We start from the raw sequence: 23,166 nt of genomic DNA, 5'->3' as shown, positions 1-23,166 counted from the left end.
TCGAGCCGCACGCGCTGCTCCTCGGCCATCGCGCGCGCCGCCCCGCCGGTGTTGCCGCCGGCGGCCTGCTCGATGAGCTTCGGGTCACGCCGGAGCGCGGAAGCGAGGTCGCGCGCGGCATGGGGGCGGCCTGCGTCCAGCGCCTCGCCGGCCTTGCGCAATGCGCTCTCCTGGTGGGGCAGCACGGGCAGGCCCTTGGCGCGCATCCGGCCTATATCGGCCGTGGCGCGCGCATAGCGTTCGATCGCTTTGTCCTGGCCCGGCTTGTCGCCGATCATAGGCTCCCGTTTGGGCGCGGACGCCTTCTCGGCTGCCGGCTTGGGCCGGAAGCCGTCGAACATGCCCTTGGCCTTGTCGCGCACTTTGGCGGCGATCTCCCGCGCGAGTTCCGGGAACCGGATCTCGCGCCGCTCGGCGAACGCGCGTGCCCGGTCATTGTCGGACGGCGCGGTATAGTCGCTGGCCATGTCCTTGGCGCGGTCACGCGACAGGACGCGGGCGAGCTGGCGCTGGTCTGTGAAGTCGTCGCGGCCATAGTGGAGCTGCACGCCCTCACGGTGCCGGGACAAGGCGACATAGGCCCCGTGCCGGTCCATCCCCGGCGTCGCCAGCACATGCGCGCGATCGACGGTCACACCCTGCGATTTATGGATGGTCGCCGCATAGCCGTGATCGACAGCGGCATAGTCCTTGAGGTCGAACGCGACACGGCTGCCGCCATCGAGCCGCACCGCCATGCGTCCCTCGCTGACTTGCTCCAGCGTGCCCAGCGTGCCGTTCTTCACGCCAAGCGAACGCTCGTTGCGCAGGAACATGATCCGGTCGCCGGACGCGAAGTCGCGCCGGCCGCGATCGACCGTGGTGCCCACGTCCTCGCCCAGCCCGCCCGATGCGCGCACCCGCTCGCGCGCTTCCTGGTTCAGCTCCCGCACCTCGGCATTGGTATGGGTGAGGATGATCCGGCTCTGCTCCGGCGCAGCCTGGCGCTGGCGGTCCCAGCCATCGACCAGCGCGGCGCGCGCAGCTTCTCTGGTTTCCGCCGCATTAACCATGCCGTGATCGGCATAGGCGTGCAGCGCCTCGGCCGTGCGGCCCGTGGCGAGCGCACGCGTCGCGTCCTTCTGCCAGTTGTCGCGCTGCCGGCGAACCTCGGTGATCTCGGCCGCGCCGTGGCGCTCGCTGATCGACCGGAACGCCGCGCCGGCTTCGATCGCCTGCAACTGCTCGGGATCGCCCACTAGCACCACCTTCGCGCCGGCGTCACGGGCATGGGACAGCACCCGCTCCATCTGGCGGGTGCCGATCATGCCCGCTTCGTCCACCACCAGCACGTCATTGCGGGTCAGCTGGTCACGCCCCTGCGCCCACGCATGTTCAAGGCTGGCGATGGTGCGGGACTGGATGCCCGATCCGCCCTCAAGGTTCTCGGCCGCGATCCCGGACAAGGCCGCGCCGCGCACCTGATAGCCCTCGCGCTCCCACGCCTCGCGCGCGACGCCCAGCATCGCCGACTTGCCGGTGCCGGCATAGCCGATGACCGACGCCAGCCCTCGGCCCTCCGTGATATGGTCGAAGGCGTCGCGCTGCTCGCCCGACAGCACCAGGCCGCGCCCTTCCGCCGTCTCCAGCGCTCCGGTGCGATGGGACACGGACACGCCATGCCCGGCGCCACGCGCCAGCTCGTCACCGGCGCGCTCAAGCTTCGCTTCGGTAGCGATCATCTCGCGGGAGGTGAACCGCTCCTGGTCGCGCCCGTCCTTGCCCAATGCCACCAGCTCGGGACTGGCGCGCACCGCCGCCATCACCTGGTCGAACTGCTCCTTGCCGTCCGAATGACGGAAGGCGAACGCGGCAAGATCGCGGATGGTGAAGGTCGCCTGTTGCCGCGTGATGCCGTCGAGCGCAATGCGCGGGTCGGCCGCGATCTTCTCGCCATTCTCCCGCGCGATCCGCCGGTGATCGTCGGCGCGCTCGGCATCCTCGCCGCGGTCGAGCCGCCGCATTCCCGCTGGCCCAATCTTGTGCTGCGGCTCCAGCGCGATGCCCTGGTCTTCATAGGAGCGATGGTCGATCCGGCCCTCAAGCCCCAGCTCGGCCATGCGCTCGTTGACATGCGCGCTCCATGCCTCGCGCCAGTCCTTCAACAGCTCGGTGCTGTTCCAGTCACGGTTCTTCTTCCCGAACCCCTCCGGCCCTACGTCGCGCATCGTCATCATCACATGCGCGTGCGGCTTGGGCGTGCCGTCCTTCGCCTTGTCCCAATGCACGTTCAGGTCCGCGACCATGCCGCGATCGACAAACTGCTTCTTCACGAAATCGCGCGCGAGCTGCACGCCCTGCTTCTCGTTCATCTCGCGCGGAATCGAGAACTCCACCTCGCGGGCAAGCTGCGCGTCCTTGCGCTTCTCGCCGGCCTCCACCTCGTTCCACAAGGTCGAGCGATCGTTTAAACGCTCCGGCGCGCCCTCCGGCAACATCACTTCCGAGTGAATGACACCCGCCTTGTTGCTGAAATCGTGGTTACGCCCAAGCCGATCATCGTGCAGCTCGGACGCGGAACGATAGGCCGCGCTCGCAACGGCGCTCGATCCGTTCGCGCGGCTCACAACCTTGGCGGAGAAATGGTAGATCGCCATGACGCTACGCACACTGCCTTACTTAGCGCACGTCGGCAACGACGTATAAGCGCGCACTCATCATTCGCTTCGCTCCCGCTGATTGACTGCGGTGCGTTTTCATTATGGGTTGCCTGCCTGCTCCTGTTTGCTAGGCTGCGGTGAACCAGACGCGGAAGGAGAGAGCACCATGCGCAAGGTGCGCGACTATGACGCGGAACTGAAAGCGCTGGAGAGCCGCGCCAAGGCGATCAAGGCGCGTCGCATCGAACAGCTCGGCCAGCTCGTCACCGCAACCGGGGCCGATGCGCTCGACATGGAAATGCTCGCCGGCGCGCTGCTCGATGCCGTTGCGTCGAAGGATGCGGAAGCGAAGGAGGCTTGGCGCGCGAAGGGCTCCACTTTCTTTCAACGGCGCGGGCGCAAAGCTGGGCGGACTGCTGGCGGCAACGGCGACAGCGCAGGTACGCAACCGGGCGCTGATCCAGCGTCTGGAAGCGGCACGGCGTCGGACTGATACGCGGGGCTGGGTCTTGGCTCGGCGCGAACGCACCCGCCACCTGATCGAGCTGGGCGGCCTCGTCCAGAAGGCTGGCCTGGTCGATCTCGCCGACGACGATCGCGCAACGATTTACGGCGCGCTGCTGGAGCTGGTCGGCCGCGCTCGCGGCGAGGCCGGCGACTCGCTTGCGCTCTGGAAGCGGCGCGGCAAACGCGCGTTCGATGCGGAAAACAATGTGGAGGAGCTGTCTTGAGGAAGACTCTATGGGCCTTGCCGCTCTGCGTCATCATCGCCGGTTGCGGTCGAGGCCCTGCCGATCCGCAAGGCCTCGAAACCGGTGAGACTTTGTTGACGGTAACAGGCACCGGACGCACCGAAGCCGCGCCCGACCAGGCGCTGTTCACCGCCGGCCTGTCGAGCGTGGCGGCTGATGCGAAAAGCGCCAGCGCGAAGAATGCGGAAGCCATGAGCCGGATCACGGCCGCCCTTGCCCGGCTGAACGTGCCCGCGCGCGATATCCAGACGCGCAGCCTGTCGGTCAATCGCTTGGACTATGGCCCCAACAAGGGCCGCTTCGAGGCGAGCAATACCCTCACCGTGCGGATGCGTGACACGGCGCGGGTCGGTGAGGCGATCGCCGCCGTCACCGATGCCGGCGCGAACATCGTGTCTGGCCCCGACCTCTCCGTTACCGATCCCGAGAAGGCGAACCTGAGCGGCTATGATGCTGCCTACAAGTCTGCCCGCGCCAAGGCCGAGGCTTATGCCAAGGCCGCTGGCCTGCGCATCGACCGAGTGCTCGCGATCCACGATGGCGGCCAGGGCGGCTACATGCCGCAAATGGGGGCAATGGATGCCCGCATGGTCGCGCCGCCGCCCGTGTCTGTGCAGGCGGAACAGGCGTCGGCTACTGTAATGGCGGGGACCAATGCCGGAATGGTGACGGTGCGCGTGAACTTCGCGCTGGCCCTCAAATGAACACCTAGCCACCATACCGCGAGAAAGGATGAAGCCGTGACGCCCCTCCTCGACCTCGATGCGATCCGCCGGGAGGTTCGCGCGCTGGAGTTTGAGCGCGGCACGCCGGCTGATGTGGCGGAATGGCGCGAAGCCGATGCCGAATCCCGCGCCAACCTCGCGATCGAGGGCATGACGCTGAGCGGGGATGACGAGGCGCTGTTCGACATGCTGCGCGACGAGGCGGTGCCCCCTCCCCTCGCCACGCAAATCATCCTCAAGCTGCTCGGGCATCCCGACGCCGATCCGGCGCTTGCGATTACGCCGCTGGAACAGGCCTGCTGATGGCTGGTCCACTCATCGGCGGGCGTCGGCCGATCAGCTGGCGGCTCGCAATCGTCGTTGCGTTCATCGCGGCCTATGCGACCGCGCGATGGCTGGAAGGCATCTTCGGCGTCGGGCAGATTTCCGGCACTGTTTCGTTCCTGGTCCTGGTCGGCCTGATCGGCGCGACCTGGTGGATCAACAGCCGCGTCGGCAAGCGCAGGAACGAGCTACTCGGGTCGGCGCGCTTTGGCGACCGCGCCGACGTGCGCAAGCTGGAGGCGAATGGAGATCTCCTGATCGGCCGCGCCAAGGAATCCGGCAAGCTGCTCCGCTATGATGGCGCGGCGCACCTGCTGACGATCGCCCCAACCCGGTCGGGCAAGGGGGTGGGCACGATCATCCCCAACCTGCTGCTGCTCGACCGCTCGGTGGTCTGCATCGACCCCAAGGGCGAGAATGCCCGCGTCACGGCCCGTGGGAGGGCCAGGAAGGGCCTTGTGTGGTGCCTGGACCCCTTCGGCGTCTCCGGGCGTCCTGCGGCCCGCTACAACCCCCTGGCGCAGCTCGACCCGGCAAGCCCGGACCTCGCGGAAGATGCGCAGACGATCGCCGACGCCCTGGTCCACGACGCGCCGGGGCAATCGGGCGAGGCGCACTGGAACGAGGAGGCGAAGGCGCTGATCGCCGGCGTGATCCTGCACACCGTCGTCCACGAGCCCCCTGCCCGCGTCACGCTCGCCACGGTGCGCGATAAGCTCACCCGCGAGCCCGCCGGCTTCGCCGCGTTGCTGGCGGACATGCAGGCTAGCAATGGTGCGCATGGCCTGATCGCACGCGCCGCCAATCGCCAGCTCGGCAAATCCGATCGGGAAGCGGCCGGCGTGCTGTCCTCGGCGCAGCGCCACACCCACTTTCTCGACAGCCCGCGCCTGGTCGAAAGCACGTCCGCGTCCGATTTCCGCTTCGCGGACCTGAAGGAGCGGCCCGGCACCGTGTTCCTGTGCCTCCCGCCCGACCGGCTTGATACCTATGCCCGATGGCTGCGGCTGCTGGTAGCTCAGGCCGTCACCGACATGGCGCGCTCCCCTGCCCGGCCGGAACGCCCCGTGCTGTTCCTGCTCGATGAGTTCGCCGCGCTTGGCCGACTGGAGCCGGTGGAGCGAGCGATGGGGCTGATGGCGGGTTACGGCCTCCAGCTCTGGCCGATCCTCCAGGACATGCACCAGCTCCGCGCGCTCTACGGCGAGCGCGCCGGCACCTTCCTGTCCAATGCCGGCGTGATCCAGACCTTCGGGGTCAACGATCACGCCACCGCCGACATGCTCTCGCGCACGATCGGCGACACGACGCTGGAATATGCGACCCTCAGCACGTCACGCGGCACTGGCTGGGGCGATAATCGCGCCGGCCCTTCGGAAAGCGTCAGCACGCATGTCACGGCGCGGCGGCTCGTCACACCTGATGAAATCATGCGAATGCCCACCGACACGCTCCTGTTGCTGCGCCAGGGTGAACGCCCACTCTGGGCCGGCAAGGTCCGCTACTATGACCAGCGCGAGTTCGCCGGCCTGTTCGATCCGGCATGATCGCACACACCGGTCCTTGAAGATCGAAAGTGAGCTTTGGGGTAGCGCCTCATCGCCCTCTCTGCCGGCGAAACGTTGAAGGCACACACCGCCAGTTTCGCTTGGCTTCTTCCGGAAGCCTTGCGGCCGTTAGGCCGCTCTGGTGACGGCGATAGCCGTCACGGATCGAAGGCGCATTGACCGTAGGCCAATTCCGCTTGCCCTTCTCAGGTTGACGGTTTTGGGTGAGCCCTGTCGTTAAGAGATTCTGTTAAATAGGAATCGTTAAACAAGTTAAGCCGCTCAAAAAGCGGAATCTTGCTTTGTTTATCAACTGCTTGCCAGCAGGCCCGGTGGGTGAAACCCCGTGATTCGGTGTGTGATACCCCGATAGTGCGGTGGGTGATACCCCGACGCCAAGGTGGGTGAAACCCCGAGACTCTGGAGCCGAAAAGGGGCCTCCGGTGCCAGTTATCCACAGCCTGGCTGGTGGCTCCGGCATCGCCCGAAGCATGTCAGGGTTCAGGCAGCATCGCTGGCCGGTGTGTGAAACCCCGATAGTTGGGCTTGCGGTGTGTGAAACCCCGATAGTCAGCGGCGGCCGGCAAGCCGGTCCATCTGTGCATCGACTTCCTCGGCCCGCTTGCGCTCGGCGTCGAAACGGGCGCGCCGCTCCTCCTCGGCGCGCATTCTCTCGGCGAGTGCCAGTGCCTCGGCCTCGCCGCGGAGCCTGAACAACACGGCCGGGCTTTTGTCCGTCGTCTCGGTCAGCTCCATCGCATAGTCGGGGAGCTGGTCGGCCTCGATCACCCGCCGAAGCATCCGGTTGAACTCCTTGGGCTGGGCATCGCTGCCGGTTTTGTCGCGAAGCACCTCTACCCGGCAAGTCCACCCACCGCGCTGCGTGCCGGCGTGCTTTCGCGCGATACGATAGAGCGCCCGCTCCAACCCTCCGGAGAGTAGGAAATAGTCGGGGTGCATGGTGAGCAGCGACTTCTCGTTGACGATGCCCTCATAGACCCAATCCGAGAGGGTCAGCGTCATGCCGCGCGGCTGCTCCGTTTCGGCGTCGGTGTCGAAGGTCCAGCTGTCGAGCCAGTTGAAGCCAGCCTTCTGCCGGCGCTTCGTCGCGCGGATCGAAGTTGTGATCGAAGTCGTCTGGAGCCGGAGGAGCGCAGCTTGCAGCTCCTGATAGTCCCTGCCCCCTGTGCTGCGCTTGATCGCCCGCAGTAGGTCGTAGGGCGTGGTTGTCAGCGTGCGGGGCAGATCGTTCAGCCCCTGCTGCTTCATGCGGTTGAGCGTGGACGCGGCCCATATCAGGATATCGGCGTCCCAGATCGTGGCCATGCCGTAGTCGGGAATGGCCTGCACGCGCACCCAGGCCTCGCCATCCGGGCTGCGATACTCGATCGGCTTCAGCCGCTTGCGCTTCTGGAGCGAGAAGAACGGGCGCTCCATGACCTCCCGCTGGTCCTTGAGCGGAAGATCGCCGAGCGCCGGAATGAACAGGTCGAACTCGGGATTGGGATCACGCCGCTTGCTCACGGCGCGAACCTGGTGTGTCCCCGCTGGACCAGATACTGGCGCAGCAACCGCTCGGTGATGACGGTAAGGGGCTCCCCGCCCTCCTCGACGCTGAGCTGGCGCAGTGTGCGGTGCATGTCTTCGGGAATGTGGATCAGCACCGGCTTCTTGCCAGGATGGCTGCTGCGCCGGGCAGGTACTGCCGGGGCCGACGTGTCCGCCGCACGCCGCGACCGACGCGGGACGGCAGGCTGCGGCGCGGGAGTTGCATCGGCAACGGGAGCCGGTGCCGGTGCCGGTGCCTCGGGCTCGTCATCGAAGATGCCGGCGAGCGCGGAAGTTTTCTTCGCCATCATCCAACCTCGCTTACTTGCTTAGTCGTAAAGCCGCTTAGTCGCTTAGCCTCATCATAGGCGGCGCGCAACTCGGTCGCCGCCTTGCTGTCCGGGTCCGTCTCGGCCGCCGTTCTGCCGAGCGGCGTGGCCTTGTAGAAATCCTTGCGGAAGTGGAGGCGGCTGTCGAACATCGTCACGCCCTTCGCCGCGAAACCGGCATGGGCCTCCTGCCCCTCCCCGCCCTGATGCGGAACCTGCGTCAGTATAACAGCGAACGGCGTGCCTGCCTGCTGCACCTGCTTGACGGTCTGCAACACCGAATGAACGTCCAGCCCTCGCGGCGCGACAGGGATGATGACGAAATCCGCCTGCTCGGCTGCGAGCATGGCAATGTCCTTGGAGTTCGCCGGCGTGTCGATGATGATGAGGTCGACCTTGCCGCTGCTGCGCCCGCGCGAGACGTGGAGCGGCAGACCGGCAACGCTGCTGTCCTTCACCATCACGTCGTCCTCGTCGCGGCGTTCGGACCAGTAGAGCGCCGATCCCTGGCGATCGTCGGCATCGAGGATAACGACCGACGCCCCCTCCCGCGCCGCCTCGACGGCGAATCCGGTTGAGAGGGTGGTTTTGGATTGCCCGCCCTTTTGCGCGATGACGGCCCATACTTGCATAGCTGCTGCTCCTACTAAGCGGCTAAGCGGCTTATGGAGCTTAGCCGCTTAGTCGTAAAGGGCATTAGTCGCTTAGTCACGTCCGTCCTCAGTTTCGTCGCCGATCAGATCGTGGCGCATCGGGCCATGCCCCCTCAATCGGGCACAAAGGTGCGCCCACTGTCTCCAGCCATTTGCGCGCGGTCCTGACGGTATAGCCGCACGTCGAGCACTCGCATTTCAGCATCCGCGCCGCCTGCTTCCTGGGCCGAGTGGTCGCGCTGCCTGTATCGAGTCTGGCATGGGGGAGGAGGTGACCGACCGCAGCCAAGATCGCCGCTTCACGCGAGAACGGCCGCAAGAGCGGGTAGCCTCGGAAACCGCTGGCTGCTGGAGCCTAAAAGGGCGAAAAGCAGTTTGTCGCTTAACAGCTTATTCGCTTAGTCAATGTCGCAAATATTCTGACTTCCCAGCGTCGCCGCTTCTGCGACAACGCTGGGGCGAGAAGGAACAGCCTTAGTCATCAACAACCGTCAGCTCAGCGCAATGGCACCGATTGCCGCCCCAATCGCCAGCACAACCGGCGTGGCGAGCTTGCTCTTCCACCGGTACATAATCGCCAGCGAGACCGCGAAGATGAGCGCGCTTACGATCAGGTTCGGCGTGCGTGCGCCCGTGGTTCGGGCAAGATCAACAACGGTGACCACAATCAGGCCGACGACGCCGGCCGCCACGCCCGCCAGGAAGAGTTGCAATCGCTTATGTTCGACCACCGCTTCCAGTCGATCGTAGAGCAGGAGCGAGAACGCGAAGGCGGGCAAAAACATGCCAGCGGTCATGGCAAGCGCGCCAGCAAGGCCGCCGCTGATCCAACCCACGAAGGTAGCGAAGATCACGAGGGGGGCTGGCAGGATGCCCGACAGACCCAAGCCATCAAGGAACTGCGCGTCGGTCATCCATCCCCGGCCGACCGTATCGTTGCGGATGAACGGGATGGCGGTGTAGGCTCCGCCGAAGGTCAGGAGTCCACCCTTCAATCCCGCCCAGAACAGCGCGGCGATGGCAGGCGCTGGTTCCTTGGTGCCCGTCATTATTTCGGCACCCCCGGGACTTCCTGCCCAGGTCAGAGCCGCCAGGCCAACGGCAAGCGCGACCACGACCGCGGCGAGCGCGTAGCGCCCGGTTGATCCGAGCGCGTAGGCCGCGCCGGCCGCCGGAAGCACGATCCAGAAGCTGACGCCGGCGAGCGAGGCGGCCGCCGCCGCAATCGCTGCGGCCCAAAGCCACGGGTCGAACAAGATGTGCTCACCGATGCGATGGACCGCGCGGACAATGACAGCGATCACCGCTGCTTGGATGCCCAAGAATGCGGCTCCGAGGAGCGTTCCTTGAATCGGGAGCCGCGTGTACGCCCAGGCAAGCGCGAGCATGAGCACGAGGCCGGGCAACATAAAGCCGAGCCCTGCCAGAAGGCCGCCCAGTCGCCCCTTGGCGCGGATGCCGAGATGGACGCAGAGTTCATGCGCCTCCGGCCCGGGAAGCACCTGCATAACTGCGAGCAGCTTGTTGAATCGGTCGCTGGGTATCCAGCGTTCCTCGTCCACCAGCTCGCGCCGGATCATTGCGATCTGCGCTACGGGGCCGCCGAACGCCATCATGCCGAAGCGCAAGAAGCGCAAGAATAGCGCGGGATAACTTAGCTCTGGCGGCTGGGCTTCATCCAGAGCCGCGCTCGCCGGGGCAGGATGTTCGATGCTCGACATGTTCTGCTCCCCTTATGCGCCGCGTCGCTTGGTGAAATGTGCGTAGAAGCCATCGAGCGCGCCCGACCCTTGGGCAATGCGCTCGTTGTCGCCGTCGGTGCTCGCGCAGATGCCATTGATGAGCGCGGCGATGCCGGCGGTCTCCGGCCTACCGAACTTGTCGTCGGCGATGTCGAGGTCGTGGATGATCTCGGCAAGTGCAACGAGCGCCTGATCGCCGTCGAGCCCCGTCCGATATGTCAGCGTTTCGAAGGTGCAGTGGTCGCCTTCGTGCGTGAACTCCGCGTCCGCCATGTCGAAGCGAAGCTCGCCGGGCTCGGGCTGGTAGTCCTTGCCGTCCACGAACTTGAAGCTGGGGCTCGGGTCGATGAACCGGCGGATAAGCCAGGCCGAGGCGATGCGATCGACATGCACGTGCCGGCGCGTGACCCAAGTGCGGCCTTTCAGCTCCGCCGGCGTCAGCTCCGGCGCTCCCGGCCCGCTCACGTCCGGGTGGCGGCCGGCGCGCCCCTCCGCTTGGGCTATCGCGGCGTCCGCCGCCTGCCGTCCATGCGCGCCGAAGAAGTCGACCGCTGCGATCTCGTCCAGGCGTTTACGCAGGCGGCGGACGTCGGCGGACGACACGTATTCCGCCTCGGCGATCATACGCGCTTCGCGCGCCAACTCCTCGTAATCCGCGTCGCGGGCCGCGTCGAACACGGCGCGAAGCTCCGCATCAACCATCCCCTCAACTAGCCGGGCTTTCAGGATCAACGCCTCGCCACCCCCTGCGGTGATCTCCGCTCTGAGTTCCTCGAAGAGCGCGCGGGTGTCGTCGCGAGCAGGGAGCGCGTGAACGGCATTCTTGAGGGGAGCGGCTCCCATTGCTTGCAAGCGCCGCCAGACCCGCACGCGCAGATAGGCGGGCTTGGCCGGGAGCTGTGGGATCAGGAGCAGCCAGTCACGGGGCTCGGGCGAAGAAGCATCAGCCATGAAGCAACTGTAACATAGCGACGCAACGAACGTACACTTGTATCGTTTGCTTGGGTGGATTAAAAGTTGGGGTGAGGAGACCGCAATGCGAGCTGTTGGATCAGGTGCTGCCGCCATGCTGGCGTGCCTGGCGTGCCCAGCGGCCTCGTCTGCCGCGGCCCAACCTCGCTATGAGACGGTTACGCAGTTCTATCGGACGTGTGTCGACGAGACGAAAAGGAAGGTGAACGGTCGGTGCGAAGCGTATCTCGCTGGTGCCGCCGAGACGCTTTCCGCTTTCGGCAACGGCGGCAGCGAAGCCGGAATCTGCGGCCGGGGCGTCCGATCGGGCGAGTTGAGCCGTATCTTCCCGGCGTGGGCGGTAGAGAACCGTCACGCAGCCAACCTGCCCCGGTTGGCGGGTGTGACGATGGCGCTACGCCAGCGCTTCCCATGCCGACAAACCAATTGAGATCGAGGAGAGAAGCATTGCGTCACTTGTTGCTCCCGCTGGCGATCGCGCTCGCCGCACCGGCCGCCGCCCAGACAAACCCGCAAGCGACACCGCCCGAGGCGCACGGCGACAGGTGGGCGCTCGTGGACAAGAGCCTCGGCCGAGCGGGAACGACGCAGCCCGACGGCGTTCGCCGGTATGGGTTCCCGCGCAGCGATCTTAACGTCCAGCTCGACGGTGTGGCAATCAAGCCGGCGCTTGCCCTCGGCTCCTGGGCGGCGTTCCACCCCATGGGCAATGACGTGATGGTCATGGGTGACCTCGTGCTGACGCATGAGGAGGTAAATCCGGTCATGAGCCGGTTGCTGGCATCCGGCTTCACGATCACCGCGCTCCACAACCATCTGCTTCGTTCCGCGCCCGCGACCATGTACATGCACATCGGCGGCCATGGTGACCCCGTGAAGCTTGCGGCCGCCCTCCGTGAAGCGCTCGCCGCCAGCCGGACACCGATGACGGCACCATCCAGGGATTCGCAACCGCCGTCCGCCGGCGCGGGGTCGTCGCAGCCAATCGCCCTCGACACCGCCGCGCTTGACCGGCTGATGGATGGCAAGGGTAAGCCCAACGGTGGGGTCTATCAGTTCAGCTTTCCCCGCGCGGAGAAGCTGAGCGACGGCGGCATGCCCGCGCCAGCGTCCATGGGCACCGCAACCGCGATCAACTTCCAGCCGACCGGCTCGGGCCGGGCGGCGATCACCGGTGACTTCGTGCTCACCGCCGCCGAGGTCGATCCCGTGCTCCGCGCACTACGCGCGGGGGGCATCGAGGTCACCGCGCTTCACAATCACATGCTGGATGACCAGCCCCGGCTCTTCTTCATGCACTTTTGGGCGAATGACGACGCCCAGAAGCTCGCACGCGGGCTCCGTGCAGCACTGGATAAAACCAATGTGCAACGGAGCTGACCTATGACACGAAACTGGTGGACGGCGCTGTTCGCCGCAGCCGCGCTGGCGCCTACAGGCGCGCTCGCTCAAGACGAAACGCCGAGCGATATGCAGGGTCTGGCGCTGCTCACGAGCTGCCGGGCAGGCGAGTCGGGCTGCGGAGCTTACCTTCAGGGCATCGTTGACATGATGATCGCCCAGCAGAGTGTCTGTAATCCGCCTCGTTATAACCGTCACCGGTTGCGGACCGCCTATGTGCGCTGGGCGGAAGTCAACACGTACTTCCATGACAAGCACATGATGGCGGGCGCGGAGCGCGCGATGAGTGAGACCTGGCCGTGTCCGTCGAACTCACCACGATGACGATACCTAGTGTCACAACCGGTCATTTTTCTGAACAGCCGTGCTCGACCGAGTCAACGGTGGCTTTCAGGCGCCCATCAGCGCGAGCGGAACGACAGAGAATGGATCGCAGCGGCCACGGCTTGTCGCGGAAGTCCTGAGTTTTGCGACATAGAACACGGTCACGCTCTTGGGCCAACGAGCATGTCGCAAAATTCGTTTGCAAAACAGATTCCTTTATAGGCACATTTGCAACATGCTCATTGGCTATGCGCGTGTCTCAACTGACGATCAGGATTTGCGGGTGCAGCGCGCCGCACTGAAGGAGGCCGGCTGTCGCCGCACTTTTGAGGAGAAGGTTTCGGGCGCAAGGCGCAACCGGCCCGAGCTGGAACGCATGCTCGAACATCTCCGTGACGATGACGTAGTAGTAGTCACGCGGCTTGATCGGCTCGCACGATCAACCAGAGACCTGCTCGACATCGCTGAGCGCTTAAAGGAAGCTGGCGCGGGGTTGCGTTCGATGGCCGAGCCTTGGGCCGATACAACCTCCCCAGCGGGTCGCATGGTTTTGACCGTCTTTGCCGGCATTGCCGAGTTCGAGCGCGAGCTAATCTATCAGCGTACAAGCAGTGGGCGGGTTGCCGCCAGAGCGCGAGGCGTGCGCTTCGGCCGGCCGCCTAAACTTACTTCAGACCAAGTCGCTCTAGGCGAACGTCTGGTGGAGGAGGGCACATCCGTCCGAGAAGCAGCTAAGCTGCTCAAGTGCCACCACGCCACTCTCTACCGAGCGCTATCCACGCGCACGAGCCTTCCGATCAGCGATAGGTCCCGGATTTATGACACACATGGCGGTAAAACCGTGACCCGAAGCGAGACATCGCTAGGGGCGGCGCACCAACTTAACGAGGTGCAAGGGTGACGTTCCGGTACATTGGCTCAAAAGCGCGCCTAACTAGCCCCTTGAGTCGGGTTATCTCCTCGTATGACAACTGCGATCGCTTCGTGGATGCGTTTTGCGGGACCGGGGCGGTATCAGAGGTAGCTGGCCTGCTCGGACGCGATGTCTGGGCAAACGACACCATGGTCAGCGCTACCATCATGACGGCAGCTCGGCTTCTTTCACATGACCAAGTCAGCTTCAGCCGTCTTGACGGTTATGACGGTGCCATCAATCGATTGAACCAAACGCCGGCTCGGACTGGCTACTTTCACCGGACGTACAGCCCTGCCTCCGCGCTGCACGCTGGAACCGCGCGCAGGTATTTCACAGAGGAGAATGCTGCCCGAATTGATGCCATGCGGTCATTGATCTCTGACTGGCGTGAGGGTGGCGATATAAGCCCTGATGAGGAAAAGCTGCTACTCGCAGACCTAATTGCAGGCGTAAACAGATGCGCTAATATTGCCGGGACATACGGCTGCTTCCTATCCAAGTGGCAGAGCGCAGCACTGCGTCCCATAGTTCTGCAACCTCGATTGCTAAAGGACTTTGCGACGGAGCTTGATACTACCACGCACGATGTCGCTGATTTAGTAACGGCCGAAAACGATCTAGTGTATCTCGATCCACCTTACACTAAGCGCCAATACGCCTCATACTACCACATCATTGAAACCTTGGTGCTTGGCGATGAACCCCGCGTTGAAGGTGTGAGCGGCCTAAGGCCTTGGCAGCACAAAGCCTCGGCCTTCTGCTACAAGCGTCGTGCGCTTGATGCGCTTGTTTCACTTGTCGAAAACATCGGCTCACGTCACGTCATTCTGTCATACAGCGCAGAAGGCCACGTCGACTTACTAGAGCTGGAGGAGATGCTTTCCCGCAGTGGTAAAATAGTCACTACTCCGATTGAGGAGGTGGGCCGCTACCGGCCAAACCGTTCGGCGAGCGCCAATGGTGACACCGTCACAGAGTACATTCTTACATATGCACGACGCGGGGCGCGAAAGAGCTCCCCAATGCCTCGGAACGTGATTTTAGAAGGCGCGACCGCATGACCGGTCCTATCCCGCTCGAACATTCATTGTTAGGGCCAGCCGAACGCATTCTCGACGCCGCATGCATCAGGTCTAAGAAGCCAGATGCCGAGCGCAGGATGCAAGTTCTTGAAGCAGCGTCTGCGCGACTGGGAGGATATGATCTAAGGTCCTTCCATCGCACCTTTGGTATCGACACGCACGATTACAGTACTTTGGATGAGGTTGCGTCAAAACTTCTCAGTGCCATCCGCGACACAAACATTCATCCGTCTCTCGCCTTGTCGTCTCTAGCTAGAGAACGATTGAGCGTCCATGCTCAGCGCACTACTGGCGCGCACTATACCGACTTTCGTCTCGCAGGATTGATCGGCCGAAATATCGCTGTCGCTGGCTCGCCAAAACTTCCGTTAGTTGATCCAGCAAGCGGCACCGGCATCCTCCTAGTCGCGTCTGTCCTCGCACTTTGCAACCAGGACCGGCGAGCCGCGGCCAAGCGCCTTGCGGAAGGTGTAATCGCTGCCGACCAATCCTCCACTGCACTGCGAGGCGCCCGACTTTCGCTGGCGTCGCTCACCGGCGATCTCACTGTGATTAAATCGATGACAGCGCGCTGGCACGCCGGGGACAGCCTGATGCGCTCCGCACGGCAATGGAGAGAGAACATCGGGGCTGCGTCCGCGATGGTGGTCGGCAATCCTCCTTGGGAAAAGCTGAAGGTGCACAGGCACGAGGAAGAGCGTGCTACGGGATCGTCGCGTCACTACGGCGCGGTGCACGAAGGTGCGATCTCGATCGCGACGGAGCAGCGAAAGAAGGAAGTTAGGAACTACGCCCAAGCCGTCTCGGAGCGCTTCGGACTGGCGAGTGGTGAACAGGATCTGTTCGCAGCCTTCACACAACTTTTCCTAGAAATTTCTGGCCCCGGAGGCGCGATATCCGCCCTGCTTCCCGCCGGCCTTATCCGCTCTAAATCTACCACGGCTCTACGCAAACTCCTGTTGGATAGATTCGAGCGGATAGACATCGCTGTCTTCGATAACAGCGCCCGGTTTTTTGGTATCGACAGTCGCTTCAAGTTTCTCGCCGTGACCGGGGCAGGCACCGCAAAGCTAGCCGGGTCCCGAACAGCCCAACTCACTTTATCGCGCGGGCTCGGCTCGCGGGGCGCTGCAGAAAGTGGTGAGCCCGTTTCCATTCCGCTGTCGAGCCTTCGCCGCCTCCGCCCCGATCTGTCGATACCAGAAGTTAGCTCAAGCGCAGAATGGCGCTTGTTCGCTAGGATGAGCAAAGCCGGCCAGCGCTGGGCAGAAGCTGATGACACATGGGCGCCCGAGTTTTCGCGCGAAGTCGACATGACTAGGGAGCGACGTCTTTTCAAGACGAAGCCCACGCCCGGCGCTATACCGCTGGTAGAGGGACGAATGGTCCATCAGCACCGATTTGGTGCAAAGGTGTATCTTAGCGGCACTGGCAGACGTGCGATCTGGAGCAGCGCTCCGATCGGCAAAGCAACAATTAAGCCGCAGTTCTGGATCAAGGCTTCTGATGTTCCAGCCACGGCACGTCCGCGCCTGTCTCAAGTGCGGGCAGGCTTCTGCGACATCGCCGGCCAAACTAACGAGCGTTCGATGCTGGCCGCTGTTATTCCAGCTGGCGTCGCGTGCGGCAACAAAGTCCCTACGATCCTATTTCCAAATGCCCTTGGAGAGGACGCGCTGCACTTGTGGTGCGGCATGGTCAACAGCATAGCCTTTGACTGGCTCCTTCGGCGGGTGCTCACCACCACTGTCAACTACTTCCTACTCCAGAGTGTACCGCTCCCTCCAATCCTGCCAGACTCCCTGCCGGCGCGGCGTATCGTTGCGGCCGCCCGCCGTATTGCGCAGGCCGATGTAAGTAGGGGAGGAGATGCGGCCGCAACCATTGCGGCCGCCCGGCGTGACATCGACCTTATCTGCTTGCGCGCATATGGCATTAGGAGTGATGCCGATGTCATTCGTATCTTAGATGATTTTCCGAGCCTCGACCGCAGCCAGCCTGCCTTGCCGGGAGAGAAGCGTTCAACCATTACGCGCGACTTCATTCTTTCCGAGATTAGCGGATCGCAGCAGGACATCGCTCGGCAGCGTGTGCTCGCAGCCTCGACGCTTGGCGCTCGGGCCTATGTCCCGTCACAGGTCGATGCCGACGAGCCTACGACTTCTCAAGTCGCCCACGGTCTCTAATAAGATAGTTGAGGGGGGACAGCGTGTGACGGGAACGGGTCAGGTACAGCGCTTCGTTTATAAGGAGCTGAAGGCGGGGGATCTCAGGAAGTTTGAGGCAGCGTCCGCAGATAGCGGGACCGGTGGCGGCGCGCGCGATCAACGCTTTAGCCCTGGCGGAACGTTCGCGCCCGTGTTCTCAAAAATCTTCCCGAGCGCTACGCCCAGGCAACGAACCGAGTGGGGCGGTAAGAAAAAGGTCTCAAACGTCCATGCCGCAGACGTTTTCGTTCACATTGATGATACTGCCATCGACAGAGCAGCAACCGAACTTGAGGTAAGGTCTGTTGATGGCGAGGACTACGTTGTCATGAGAATGGAATACTGGCCGCCGACAAAAGCCAGACCTACTGAGGTTCGCCTCGGGCGCGTCGCTGCACTCAGGCTCACGCCGCCGACGAACGAAGGCCGGGTGTTCCTGTTGGTAATCCAGAGCGACGCCCAGGTCTCGCCGCGGCTTGCATTCATTACAGAACAGGCAATCCAGAATAATCTTTGGAACGCAGAGGTTACCGACTTCTTTCGACCTATCCTGGCCCAGCCACCGGGCACTAACGCCACGATGGGCTTCAAGGACTTCGAGGCCAAGACCTCGTTCGTGAAGTGATGGCTATCTCGAACGAAGCGCGCGCTGTCCTCCAGGCGCTCAAGGACAAACACAACGTACTTCTGTCAGGCCCACCTTCCTGCGGTAAGACACATTTGATGCAGGAGGTTGCGGAAGCCTTCCAGCAGGTGACGGCCGCACCGGCCCCGCCACCTAAACCCATTACGTCCAGCGGGCGCATCGCCATGCCGGCGCAGGTGCCGCTTGCGACCACAGCGGACGCGCACATGCCGAGCGGAGGTCGATCGAACCGCCACGTCGAACGCATCGCCTTCTCGGCAAACACTAAAGCCCGTGATTTCACGACGGCTTTCGTTCCCAGCACCGATGCCGGCGCCGGCGGTCCGTCCTTCAGCGTCGCGCATGGTTCACTCGTGAAGACAAACGCGTTTGCATTAGATGGTGGGGCGGCACTGCTGATCATCGACGAGATGAACCGCGGCCCTGCGGTGCAGCTGTTTGGCGACGCCGTAGTCTCTATCGAGAGCGATAAGCGGCTTGGCCCAGACGACAAGCCCACGGCGCAGAGCTGGCCCATGAAAGTGCTCGACGAGACCGGCGCTACCGTGGACCTCTACCTCTCGACCCACCTCTACATCCTCTCGGCGGTGAACCAGGCAGACAGCTCGATCGAACCGCTCGACGTAGCGTTCCTACGTCGCTTTGAGACAATCGCGATAATGCCGGACGCCGAGAAGGCCAGGAGCTTCGTCCAGGCTGTAGGCGCGGCCGCAACCCTCCCAGACGCGCCGACCATGGCGGGCGAGGTGACTGAGGCAGCAGTGCGGGCGTGGGCGGCAGTTAATGCCCGGATTTCGCTCGGGCGATCGGCCGACCACCAGCTCGGCCATGGCATCTTCGCCAGGGCCGAGCTGGCGACTGTTGACGAAGCGCTTACTCTAGCTGCTAGCTGGTGGAAGAAGGTGTACGTTCATGTCCGCGAAGTGTTCTATGGCGACCTCATCGGCACCGGCGTTGCGCTAAACGCGGGCGATGACCCCACCGGCTACCGGCTCGAGAACGCCGCCTACGGCAACGATGACCGCCTCACGCTGATCGAACCGACGATCAGCCCGGCCAGCATCTACGCTGTTCTCAGACGGATCGCGGGTGCCTAGCAGGCTCACCGTTGGAATCGTCGAGTACGGCGCACCGAGGGACATCCTCCCTGTCGTCGCCGGGGCACTACGCGAGACTGTTGCGCAAGCCGAGAAGCGCCTGCGAGCAACTGGCGAGCGCATCCAACGCTACCATGGATTGGCCTTCAACCCTATTGAGATCGTTGGCGATCGGGTGATGGCAAAAGGTGTGGCCGGCATCGTGGCGCTCGCACCCGGAGTGGAACTCGAAATACGCCCAAAATACGCGGGTGAAGGTGACGATTGGCGAGCGGACCTCCTGTTTCTCGCCCTGTTTGCTGCCCATGGGCGCATCGATCCGATCCGCACCATTGCTTCCGACAAGTCTACCCCGAACAGCCTCGCCGATTTAATCGCAAGGACGCTACTGAATGAGCTCCGGCGCAATCACAGGACCCCCCTCAAGGCGCGTCGGCGGGTCACAACCGAAACCTTCGAGCCGCTTGGAGAGATTGATCCCGACACTCTTCTAAACCCAGGGGAGGAGGGCTGGCGGCAGACTTTCTACGCAATGAGCCGCGACAACGAGTACTGGGCGACCATACATGCCGGTGCACATGCGCTGCTGGGTCATGTCCGCGATGTCCAGGTAGCCGTTATGCTCAGAGATGCGGTAGGACGCTGGGGCTCCCCCGCCGTTCGACCGAGCCGGATCAGACGCATCCTACCGCCCCGTCTCTCCGCTTGGCAAAGAGCCTACGATCTCGCGCTCGAACTGCTGAAAAATGCAGGGTTCGCTCCAGGTTCCGGCGCCTTTGCTACCTTTGAATTCACCCTCGACACATGGCGAACCTGGGAAGCGCTCGTCGAGCGCTCACTCGTGATGCGCCTCGGCGCAAATCGCGTCCAGCTCCAAAAAGATTTCCAGCTTGGCATAATACACCGGGCAGGACGGGCAACTTCAAGCCTCGTTAGACCAGACGCGCTCGTGGACGTGGACGGCCCCATCGTTTTCGACGCGAAGTACAAAGGCAACGAAGAACGCGGACGCAATACGGTGTCGGCTGCCGACCGGTACGAAGTGATTGCATTCATGCACGCGACGGGTAGCTCCAAGGCAATCCTCGCCTACCCCAGCCTGAATGCCGCCGATGTCGGCGAGGAAGCGAAGGTGTTCCAACGTGAACAGCTGCCAACTGGCAGCCTTCTCGCGATAACAACTGGAGTGTCCGGTATTGCACGACCAGGCGGTCTAGCAGCGTTTTCATCCACATTAGCCGCCGCAACACAAGAATGCACAAACGCTGGGATCTAGAAGCAAGCTACCATGCTGATGTACAGGTCAAAGCCGAATGGTTGACACCGCGTCCTGCCTCAAGGTGGATGACTACCGGCCGGAAGCGGCTTGGGTAAATCGATCAAAAGCATCTTCTTCATCGGACTCCTGCTCCCAGGAGGTCCTGCTGTCCTCAGCGTCATCAAACACCAAAAGAGATATCGTCATTTCATAGCGATCGGCGAAGATCGCCATCTCTCGTACGTCACTGACGCCACCCCATACGCTCCGATCAAGCATGGTCCCCCGATCCGGATCGGGAAGAATCAACATGGGCCGCGTCGCCAATGATCCTGCCGGCAGTTCCATCCCGCTCGGATAGTATAGCCGTCGCTTCTTCGCCGACGTGCTGCGCCAGCACCACAGCACGAAACCGTTGGTTGCCACGACGAGGACGGCGCACTTGGGTGTGAAGTCCAGCCACTTGATCGCCGCTGCGGTCATCGAGACGCCGTAGCGATCGGCGCATTGCCGCAGCAGCTCCAGCGTCATGTCGTCGCGGCCAACCTGATCCCGATAATCGTTCATCGGCATTAACAGGTATGACGCGAAGGCATCTGCCTCCTGTTCGATGCGACGCCGCTCTGCATCGCGATCAACACCCAGAATCTGCTTCTCCCCGCATTCAAACCCGCCGGGGCTGATCTGGCGATGGACAAAATAATGCCCCAGCTCATGGGCCAAGGTAAAGTTGATGCGTCCCGCCGACACAATGTTAGGGTTATAGAGGATCGCCCATTTTCCGCTTTTGGGTAACGGCGCCAGCGCACCCTCGAAATGGTCTACTGGTGCCTCCTTGATCGTCTTGATCGGATCGGCAAATTTGCGCTGCGTATAGTCGAGTGCGATGGTTCTCACATCAACCGGGAAACGTGGCCCCCATAGCTGGCTCAGCAGATTGGCCCATGCTCTCGGTTGTGTGGGATCGGGCATCACTCGTCGTCCAGAACGTCCAGGATACGTTTGAGCTTTTCTTTCACGTCGGGATTGGCTCCCTGATACTTGCGATAGAACGCCTCATCATGTTCGTCAGCGGTGGGCTGAGTTCGCTCCTCGTCAGCTAGGTACTCGGGGGTCACCCCCAGCACGGCCGCAATACGATTCAGCTTATCGGCCGAGGGACGCGCGACCGGCTTGTTCTCTATCTCCCACATGTAGCTCTTGCTGCTGCCGGTAGCCTGGGCGAGCTGATCAAGGGTCAGCTTCTTCTCCTGCCGTAGCTCCCGAACCTTCCGACCGAGAGTCGATGACATGGTTTCTCCGTGAAAATTCGTTCGTTCGGTGATAGCCTCATTTTTCCTACTTGAACAGCGAACTCGTAGTAGCCATATTGCTTGTACCGGTAGTCCGAACTGGATGCCGGACATCATGGTTCAAGGAGTTTGAAGAATGGCAGGTAGCAAGGGCGGCGGTGGTCATTACCGCAGCGCAATCAGCGGTCGGTTCGTGACCTCGGCTCACGGCAAGGCCAGCCCCCGTACGACGGTGCGGGAATCCAACTCGGGCGGCAGCTCCGGCGGTCACTATCGGAGCGCGATCAGCGGCCGCTACGTCACCACCGCACATGGCAAGGCCAGCCCCCACACCACCGTCCGCGAGAGCTGACAAAAGGAGGGGACCATCATGGCCAAGCGCTATGTGAACAAGACCGGCAAGGACAGGGACGGTGATATCACCAAGCTCTGCAATGCCGGGCAGAGCTGGTCGCCCCGCTTCAAGGCGGACGCTATTCGGGATATCGAGAACGGCGATCACCAGTATTACGTCTCATGGACCGATGGTCAGGAGACGCCCATCACGGTCGTTAACGGCCCCAGCGGCAAGTACCTCCGCACCCGCCGCGACGGCTCGACCAAGAACAACCTCGACGATCTGCTCGATTGCTGAGGAAGGGGCGGAAGGGGTGCTAGCCCCCTAACGCTTCGTCCTCTCGTCTGCCTCAACATCGATGGTGCAACGCACCGCCTCGCGCGCTTTGTCTGCACGCTTCCGGCACGCCTCCAGCGCCTCACGATTGGCGGCAACGATCCGGTCGCCCGCCGCCAGTGCAGTGAACGCACCAGGCGAGGCGCTCTGCATCATGCGCTGCCCGCCTTCCCACATCGGCATGTCGAGCGTGTGCGCCGCCATCTTCTCGGGCCATTGCCAGCTCGCCGGCACGGCGCGTGCCACAATCCCGGCGAACGTCGCCCAAAGCACCATGCCGAGCACCACCCCGCCGGTCGCCGTCCACATCACCCATCGGTTCTGCTCGTCGCGGCGCCGCGCCGATGCGACGACGCCCTGAAGCATCCGGGTCGCGTCCTTCAGCTCAGCAGCGGCGGTCGCGATCGTCCGCCGGTCCTCGGCGCTGGCGTCCGCGCCCGCCGCCACGATCCGGTCAACGATATGGCGCGGGGTCGCTCCCTCCTTGGCTGCGACCACCAGAGCGTCCGCGCGCTGGAAGGTGGCGTTGATCGTCTGCAACAGGCCCGCCAGCGTCTCGCTATAGTCGGGCTGCTCGGGAAGTTCGACGCGCTCGATCGCCATCCGCTCCACGGCACGGCGCAGCAGCGCCAGCTCGCCCTCCACCCGCGCGAAGGCTTCCTGGGCTGTCTCGGGTTCGTGCTCGTCCTCGCTCATCCTGTCTCCCTCACGCACCCGAAAGCGCGAAACCTATCGGCTCAATCCCCGGTCGCGCTCGCGGTCCGGCCCCAGCGATTTCGCCAGCGCGTCGCCGATCGCGCGGTCCTTCTCCAGTTTCAGCGCCAGCTCGGGCGCGCGACGGCGCAGCGCGGATTCCAGCTGCGGATCGCGCCCGATCGCGCCGGCGACCTTCGCCATGTTGCCGCGCATCCGCTCCGCGCCGGCGCGGTCGCCCGCCCGCTCAAGGGTGGCACGATCGCGCTGCATCGCCTGCCAAGCTTCCACGAAGCGGCCCGCGCGCGCCTCCGGGTCGAGCCGCACGCGCTGCTCCTCGGCCATC

At 63.5% G+C, this 23,166-nt stretch carries 24 protein-coding genes and 3 pseudogenes; 16 read left to right on the top strand and 11 right to left on the bottom strand.

Features of this window, described 5'->3' with window-relative positions:
- Nucleotides 1-2,636, bottom strand: a 2,636-nt coding sequence (gene traA, locus A8V01_RS21775) for a Ti-type conjugative transfer relaxase TraA (protein ID WP_103098380.1), incomplete at its 3' end; no start/stop codon positions are given.
- Nucleotides 2,637-2,805: 169 nt separating this feature from the next.
- Here traA and A8V01_RS21770 point away from each other — a divergent pair.
- Genes A8V01_RS21770 through A8V01_RS21750 form a run of 5 tightly spaced genes read left to right on the top strand, consistent with a single transcriptional unit; the run spans nt 2,806 to nt 5,987 of the window.
- Nucleotides 2,806-3,132, top strand: coding sequence for a conjugal transfer protein TraD (locus tag A8V01_RS21770; protein WP_024021605.1), 327 nt, complete (start codon nt 2,806-2,808; stop codon nt 3,130-3,132).
- Nucleotides 3,133-3,148: 16 nt separating this feature from the next.
- Nucleotides 3,149-3,370: a conjugal transfer protein TraD gene (locus tag A8V01_RS21765; protein WP_024021606.1), complete on the top strand. Its 222-nt coding sequence runs from the start codon at nt 3,149-3,151 to the stop codon at nt 3,368-3,370.
- Complete coding sequence (locus tag A8V01_RS21760; RefSeq protein WP_031310198.1) at nt 3,367-4,095, top strand: SIMPL domain-containing protein; 729 nt, start codon at nt 3,367-3,369, stop codon at nt 4,093-4,095. Before A8V01_RS21765 ends, A8V01_RS21760 begins: the two co-directional genes overlap by 4 nt.
- A 36-nt stretch (nt 4,096-4,131) precedes the next feature.
- Nucleotides 4,132-4,419, top strand: coding sequence for a hypothetical protein (locus A8V01_RS21755; protein ID WP_024021608.1), 288 nt, complete (start codon nt 4,132-4,134; stop codon nt 4,417-4,419).
- Nucleotides 4,419-5,987, top strand: coding sequence for a type IV secretory system conjugative DNA transfer family protein (locus A8V01_RS21750; protein ID WP_024021609.1), 1,569 nt, complete (start codon nt 4,419-4,421; stop codon nt 5,985-5,987). Before A8V01_RS21755 ends, A8V01_RS21750 begins: the two co-directional genes overlap by 1 nt.
- Before the next feature lie 570 nt (nt 5,988-6,557).
- Here A8V01_RS21750 and A8V01_RS21745 read toward each other — a convergent pair.
- From A8V01_RS21745 to A8V01_RS21720, 6 genes and pseudogenes are all read right to left on the bottom strand, one after another.
- Complete coding sequence (locus A8V01_RS21745; protein ID WP_024021610.1) at nt 6,558-7,511, bottom strand: replication initiator protein A; 954 nt, start codon at nt 7,509-7,511, stop codon at nt 6,558-6,560.
- Nucleotides 7,508-7,846, bottom strand: a complete 339-nt coding sequence (locus tag A8V01_RS21740; protein WP_024021611.1) for a hypothetical protein — start codon at nt 7,844-7,846, stop codon at nt 7,508-7,510. The genes A8V01_RS21745 and A8V01_RS21740 overlap by 4 nt, the downstream gene beginning before the upstream one ends.
- The gene (locus A8V01_RS21735) at nt 7,843-8,496 is read right to left on the bottom strand and encodes a ParA family protein (RefSeq protein ID WP_024021612.1); all 654 of its coding nucleotides are present in this window, start codon (nt 8,494-8,496) and stop codon (nt 7,843-7,845) included. Before A8V01_RS21735 ends, A8V01_RS21740 begins: the two co-directional genes overlap by 4 nt.
- Before the next feature lie 72 nt (nt 8,497-8,568).
- Nucleotides 8,569-8,815: pseudogene (locus A8V01_RS29405) on the bottom strand (transcription elongation protein SprT); the annotation flags it as partial.
- 193 nt (nt 8,816-9,008) lie between these two features.
- Nucleotides 9,009-10,238, bottom strand: a complete 1,230-nt coding sequence (gene chrA, locus A8V01_RS21725; RefSeq protein ID WP_024021613.1) for a chromate efflux transporter — start codon at nt 10,236-10,238, stop codon at nt 9,009-9,011.
- 12 nt (nt 10,239-10,250) lie between these two features.
- Nucleotides 10,251-11,210: a chromate resistance protein ChrB domain-containing protein gene (locus A8V01_RS21720; protein WP_024021614.1), complete on the bottom strand. Its 960-nt coding sequence runs from the start codon at nt 11,208-11,210 to the stop codon at nt 10,251-10,253.
- 85 nt (nt 11,211-11,295) lie between these two features.
- Between A8V01_RS21720 and A8V01_RS28350 the strand changes: the two genes are divergently transcribed.
- The 9 genes and pseudogenes from A8V01_RS28350 (at nt 11,296) to A8V01_RS21680 (ending at nt 20,180) form a co-directional block, all read left to right on the top strand.
- Nucleotides 11,296-11,661, top strand: coding sequence for a Rap1a/Tai family immunity protein (locus A8V01_RS28350; protein ID WP_148564657.1), 366 nt, complete (start codon nt 11,296-11,298; stop codon nt 11,659-11,661).
- 17 nt (nt 11,662-11,678) lie between these two features.
- Nucleotides 11,679-12,611: a DUF1259 domain-containing protein gene (locus tag A8V01_RS21715; RefSeq protein WP_037531219.1), complete on the top strand. Its 933-nt coding sequence runs from the start codon at nt 11,679-11,681 to the stop codon at nt 12,609-12,611.
- Nucleotides 12,612-12,614: 3 nt separating this feature from the next.
- Entirely contained in the window at nt 12,615-12,956 is a 342-nt protein-coding gene (locus A8V01_RS21710; protein ID WP_024021617.1) for a Rap1a/Tai family immunity protein, read from the top strand.
- 235 nt (nt 12,957-13,191) lie between these two features.
- Nucleotides 13,192-13,749 (top strand): annotated as a pseudogene (locus A8V01_RS21705) (recombinase family protein); the annotation flags it as partial.
- Between the two features lie 104 nt (nt 13,750-13,853).
- Nucleotides 13,854-14,933 (top strand): DNA adenine methylase, encoded by a 1,080-nt coding sequence (locus A8V01_RS21700; RefSeq protein WP_024021619.1) that lies wholly within the window; start codon nt 13,854-13,856, stop codon nt 14,931-14,933.
- Complete coding sequence (locus A8V01_RS21695) at nt 14,930-17,140, top strand: type II restriction endonuclease (protein WP_024021620.1); 2,211 nt, start codon at nt 14,930-14,932, stop codon at nt 17,138-17,140. The genes A8V01_RS21700 and A8V01_RS21695 overlap by 4 nt, the downstream gene beginning before the upstream one ends.
- A gap of 25 nt (nt 17,141-17,165) precedes the next feature.
- The gene (locus A8V01_RS21690; RefSeq protein WP_031310204.1) at nt 17,166-17,786 is read left to right on the top strand and encodes a hypothetical protein; all 621 of its coding nucleotides are present in this window, start codon (nt 17,166-17,168) and stop codon (nt 17,784-17,786) included.
- Nucleotides 17,786-18,904 (top strand): 5-methylcytosine-specific restriction endonuclease subunit McrB, encoded by a 1,119-nt coding sequence (locus A8V01_RS21685; RefSeq protein WP_024021622.1) that lies wholly within the window; start codon nt 17,786-17,788, stop codon nt 18,902-18,904. The genes A8V01_RS21690 and A8V01_RS21685 overlap by 1 nt, the downstream gene beginning before the upstream one ends.
- Complete coding sequence (locus tag A8V01_RS21680) at nt 18,897-20,180, top strand: 5-methylcytosine restriction system specificity protein McrC (protein ID WP_024021623.1); 1,284 nt, start codon at nt 18,897-18,899, stop codon at nt 20,178-20,180. The genes A8V01_RS21685 and A8V01_RS21680 overlap by 8 nt, the downstream gene beginning before the upstream one ends.
- A 72-nt stretch (nt 20,181-20,252) precedes the next feature.
- Here the strand turns inward: A8V01_RS21680 and A8V01_RS21675 are convergent, their stop codons facing one another.
- Both A8V01_RS21675 and A8V01_RS21670 read right to left on the bottom strand, forming a co-directional pair.
- Nucleotides 20,253-21,134, bottom strand: a complete 882-nt coding sequence (locus A8V01_RS21675; RefSeq protein ID WP_024021624.1) for an ImmA/IrrE family metallo-endopeptidase — start codon at nt 21,132-21,134, stop codon at nt 20,253-20,255.
- Complete coding sequence (locus A8V01_RS21670) at nt 21,134-21,454, bottom strand: helix-turn-helix domain-containing protein (protein ID WP_024021625.1); 321 nt, start codon at nt 21,452-21,454, stop codon at nt 21,134-21,136. Before A8V01_RS21670 ends, A8V01_RS21675 begins: the two co-directional genes overlap by 1 nt.
- 136 nt (nt 21,455-21,590) lie before the next feature.
- On the opposite strand from A8V01_RS21670, the gene A8V01_RS21665 reads away from it, so the two are divergent.
- Both A8V01_RS21665 and A8V01_RS21660 read left to right on the top strand, forming a co-directional pair.
- Nucleotides 21,591-21,806, top strand: a complete 216-nt coding sequence (locus tag A8V01_RS21665) for a hypothetical protein (protein WP_024021626.1) — start codon at nt 21,591-21,593, stop codon at nt 21,804-21,806.
- Between the two features lie 18 nt (nt 21,807-21,824).
- Complete coding sequence (locus A8V01_RS21660) at nt 21,825-22,088, top strand: DUF3892 domain-containing protein (protein ID WP_024021627.1); 264 nt, start codon at nt 21,825-21,827, stop codon at nt 22,086-22,088.
- Nucleotides 22,089-22,115: 27 nt separating this feature from the next.
- Here A8V01_RS21660 and A8V01_RS21655 read toward each other — a convergent pair whose 3' ends face one another.
- The gene (locus tag A8V01_RS21655; RefSeq protein ID WP_024021628.1) at nt 22,116-22,823 is read right to left on the bottom strand and encodes a DUF6118 family protein; all 708 of its coding nucleotides are present in this window, start codon (nt 22,821-22,823) and stop codon (nt 22,116-22,118) included.
- 33 nt (nt 22,824-22,856) lie between these two features.
- A pseudogene (locus A8V01_RS28760) lies at nt 22,857-23,166 on the bottom strand (Ti-type conjugative transfer relaxase TraA); the annotation flags it as partial.

Origin of the sequence: Novosphingobium guangzhouense (genome assembly GCF_002896965.1) — a bacterium.
GTDB classification, from domain to species: Bacteria; Pseudomonadota; Alphaproteobacteria; order Sphingomonadales; family Sphingomonadaceae; genus Novosphingobium; species Novosphingobium guangzhouense.
Note: the sequence above shows the minus strand (reverse complement) of the source record. Positions and strands in the feature narration are given on the sequence as shown.

Bases quoted from the DNA above. Each gene is read 5' to 3' on its own strand.
- A8V01_RS21750 (WP_024021609.1), top strand. From the start codon at position 4,419: ATGGCTGGTCCACTCATCGGCGGGCGTCGGCCGATCAGCTGGCGGCTC.
- chrA (WP_024021613.1), bottom strand. From the start codon at position 10,238: ATGTCGAGCATCGAACATCCTGCCCCGGCGAGCGCGGCTCTGGATGAA.
- A8V01_RS21710 (WP_024021617.1), top strand. From the start codon at position 12,615: ATGACACGAAACTGGTGGACGGCGCTGTTCGCCGCAGCCGCGCTGGCG.
- A8V01_RS21655 (WP_024021628.1), bottom strand. From the start codon at position 22,823: ATGAGCGAGGACGAGCACGAACCCGAGACAGCCCAGGAAGCCTTCGCG.
- A8V01_RS21695 (WP_024021620.1), top strand. From the start codon at position 14,930: ATGACCGGTCCTATCCCGCTCGAACATTCATTGTTAGGGCCAGCCGAA.
- A8V01_RS21670 (WP_024021625.1), bottom strand. From the start codon at position 21,454: ATGTCATCGACTCTCGGTCGGAAGGTTCGGGAGCTACGGCAGGAGAAG.
- A8V01_RS21685 (WP_024021622.1), top strand. From the start codon at position 17,786: ATGGCTATCTCGAACGAAGCGCGCGCTGTCCTCCAGGCGCTCAAGGAC.
- A8V01_RS21735 (WP_024021612.1), bottom strand. From the start codon at position 8,496: ATGCAAGTATGGGCCGTCATCGCGCAAAAGGGCGGGCAATCCAAAACC.
- A8V01_RS21770 (WP_024021605.1), top strand. From the start codon at position 2,806: ATGCGCAAGGTGCGCGACTATGACGCGGAACTGAAAGCGCTGGAGAGC.
- A8V01_RS21675 (WP_024021624.1), bottom strand. From the start codon at position 21,134: ATGCCCGATCCCACACAACCGAGAGCATGGGCCAATCTGCTGAGCCAG.
- A8V01_RS21665 (WP_024021626.1), top strand. From the start codon at position 21,591: ATGGCAGGTAGCAAGGGCGGCGGTGGTCATTACCGCAGCGCAATCAGC.
- A8V01_RS28350 (WP_148564657.1), top strand. From the start codon at position 11,296: ATGCGAGCTGTTGGATCAGGTGCTGCCGCCATGCTGGCGTGCCTGGCG.
- A8V01_RS21740 (WP_024021611.1), bottom strand. From the start codon at position 7,846: ATGATGGCGAAGAAAACTTCCGCGCTCGCCGGCATCTTCGATGACGAG.
- A8V01_RS21720 (WP_024021614.1), bottom strand. From the start codon at position 11,210: ATGGCTGATGCTTCTTCGCCCGAGCCCCGTGACTGGCTGCTCCTGATC.
- A8V01_RS21660 (WP_024021627.1), top strand. From the start codon at position 21,825: ATGGCCAAGCGCTATGTGAACAAGACCGGCAAGGACAGGGACGGTGAT.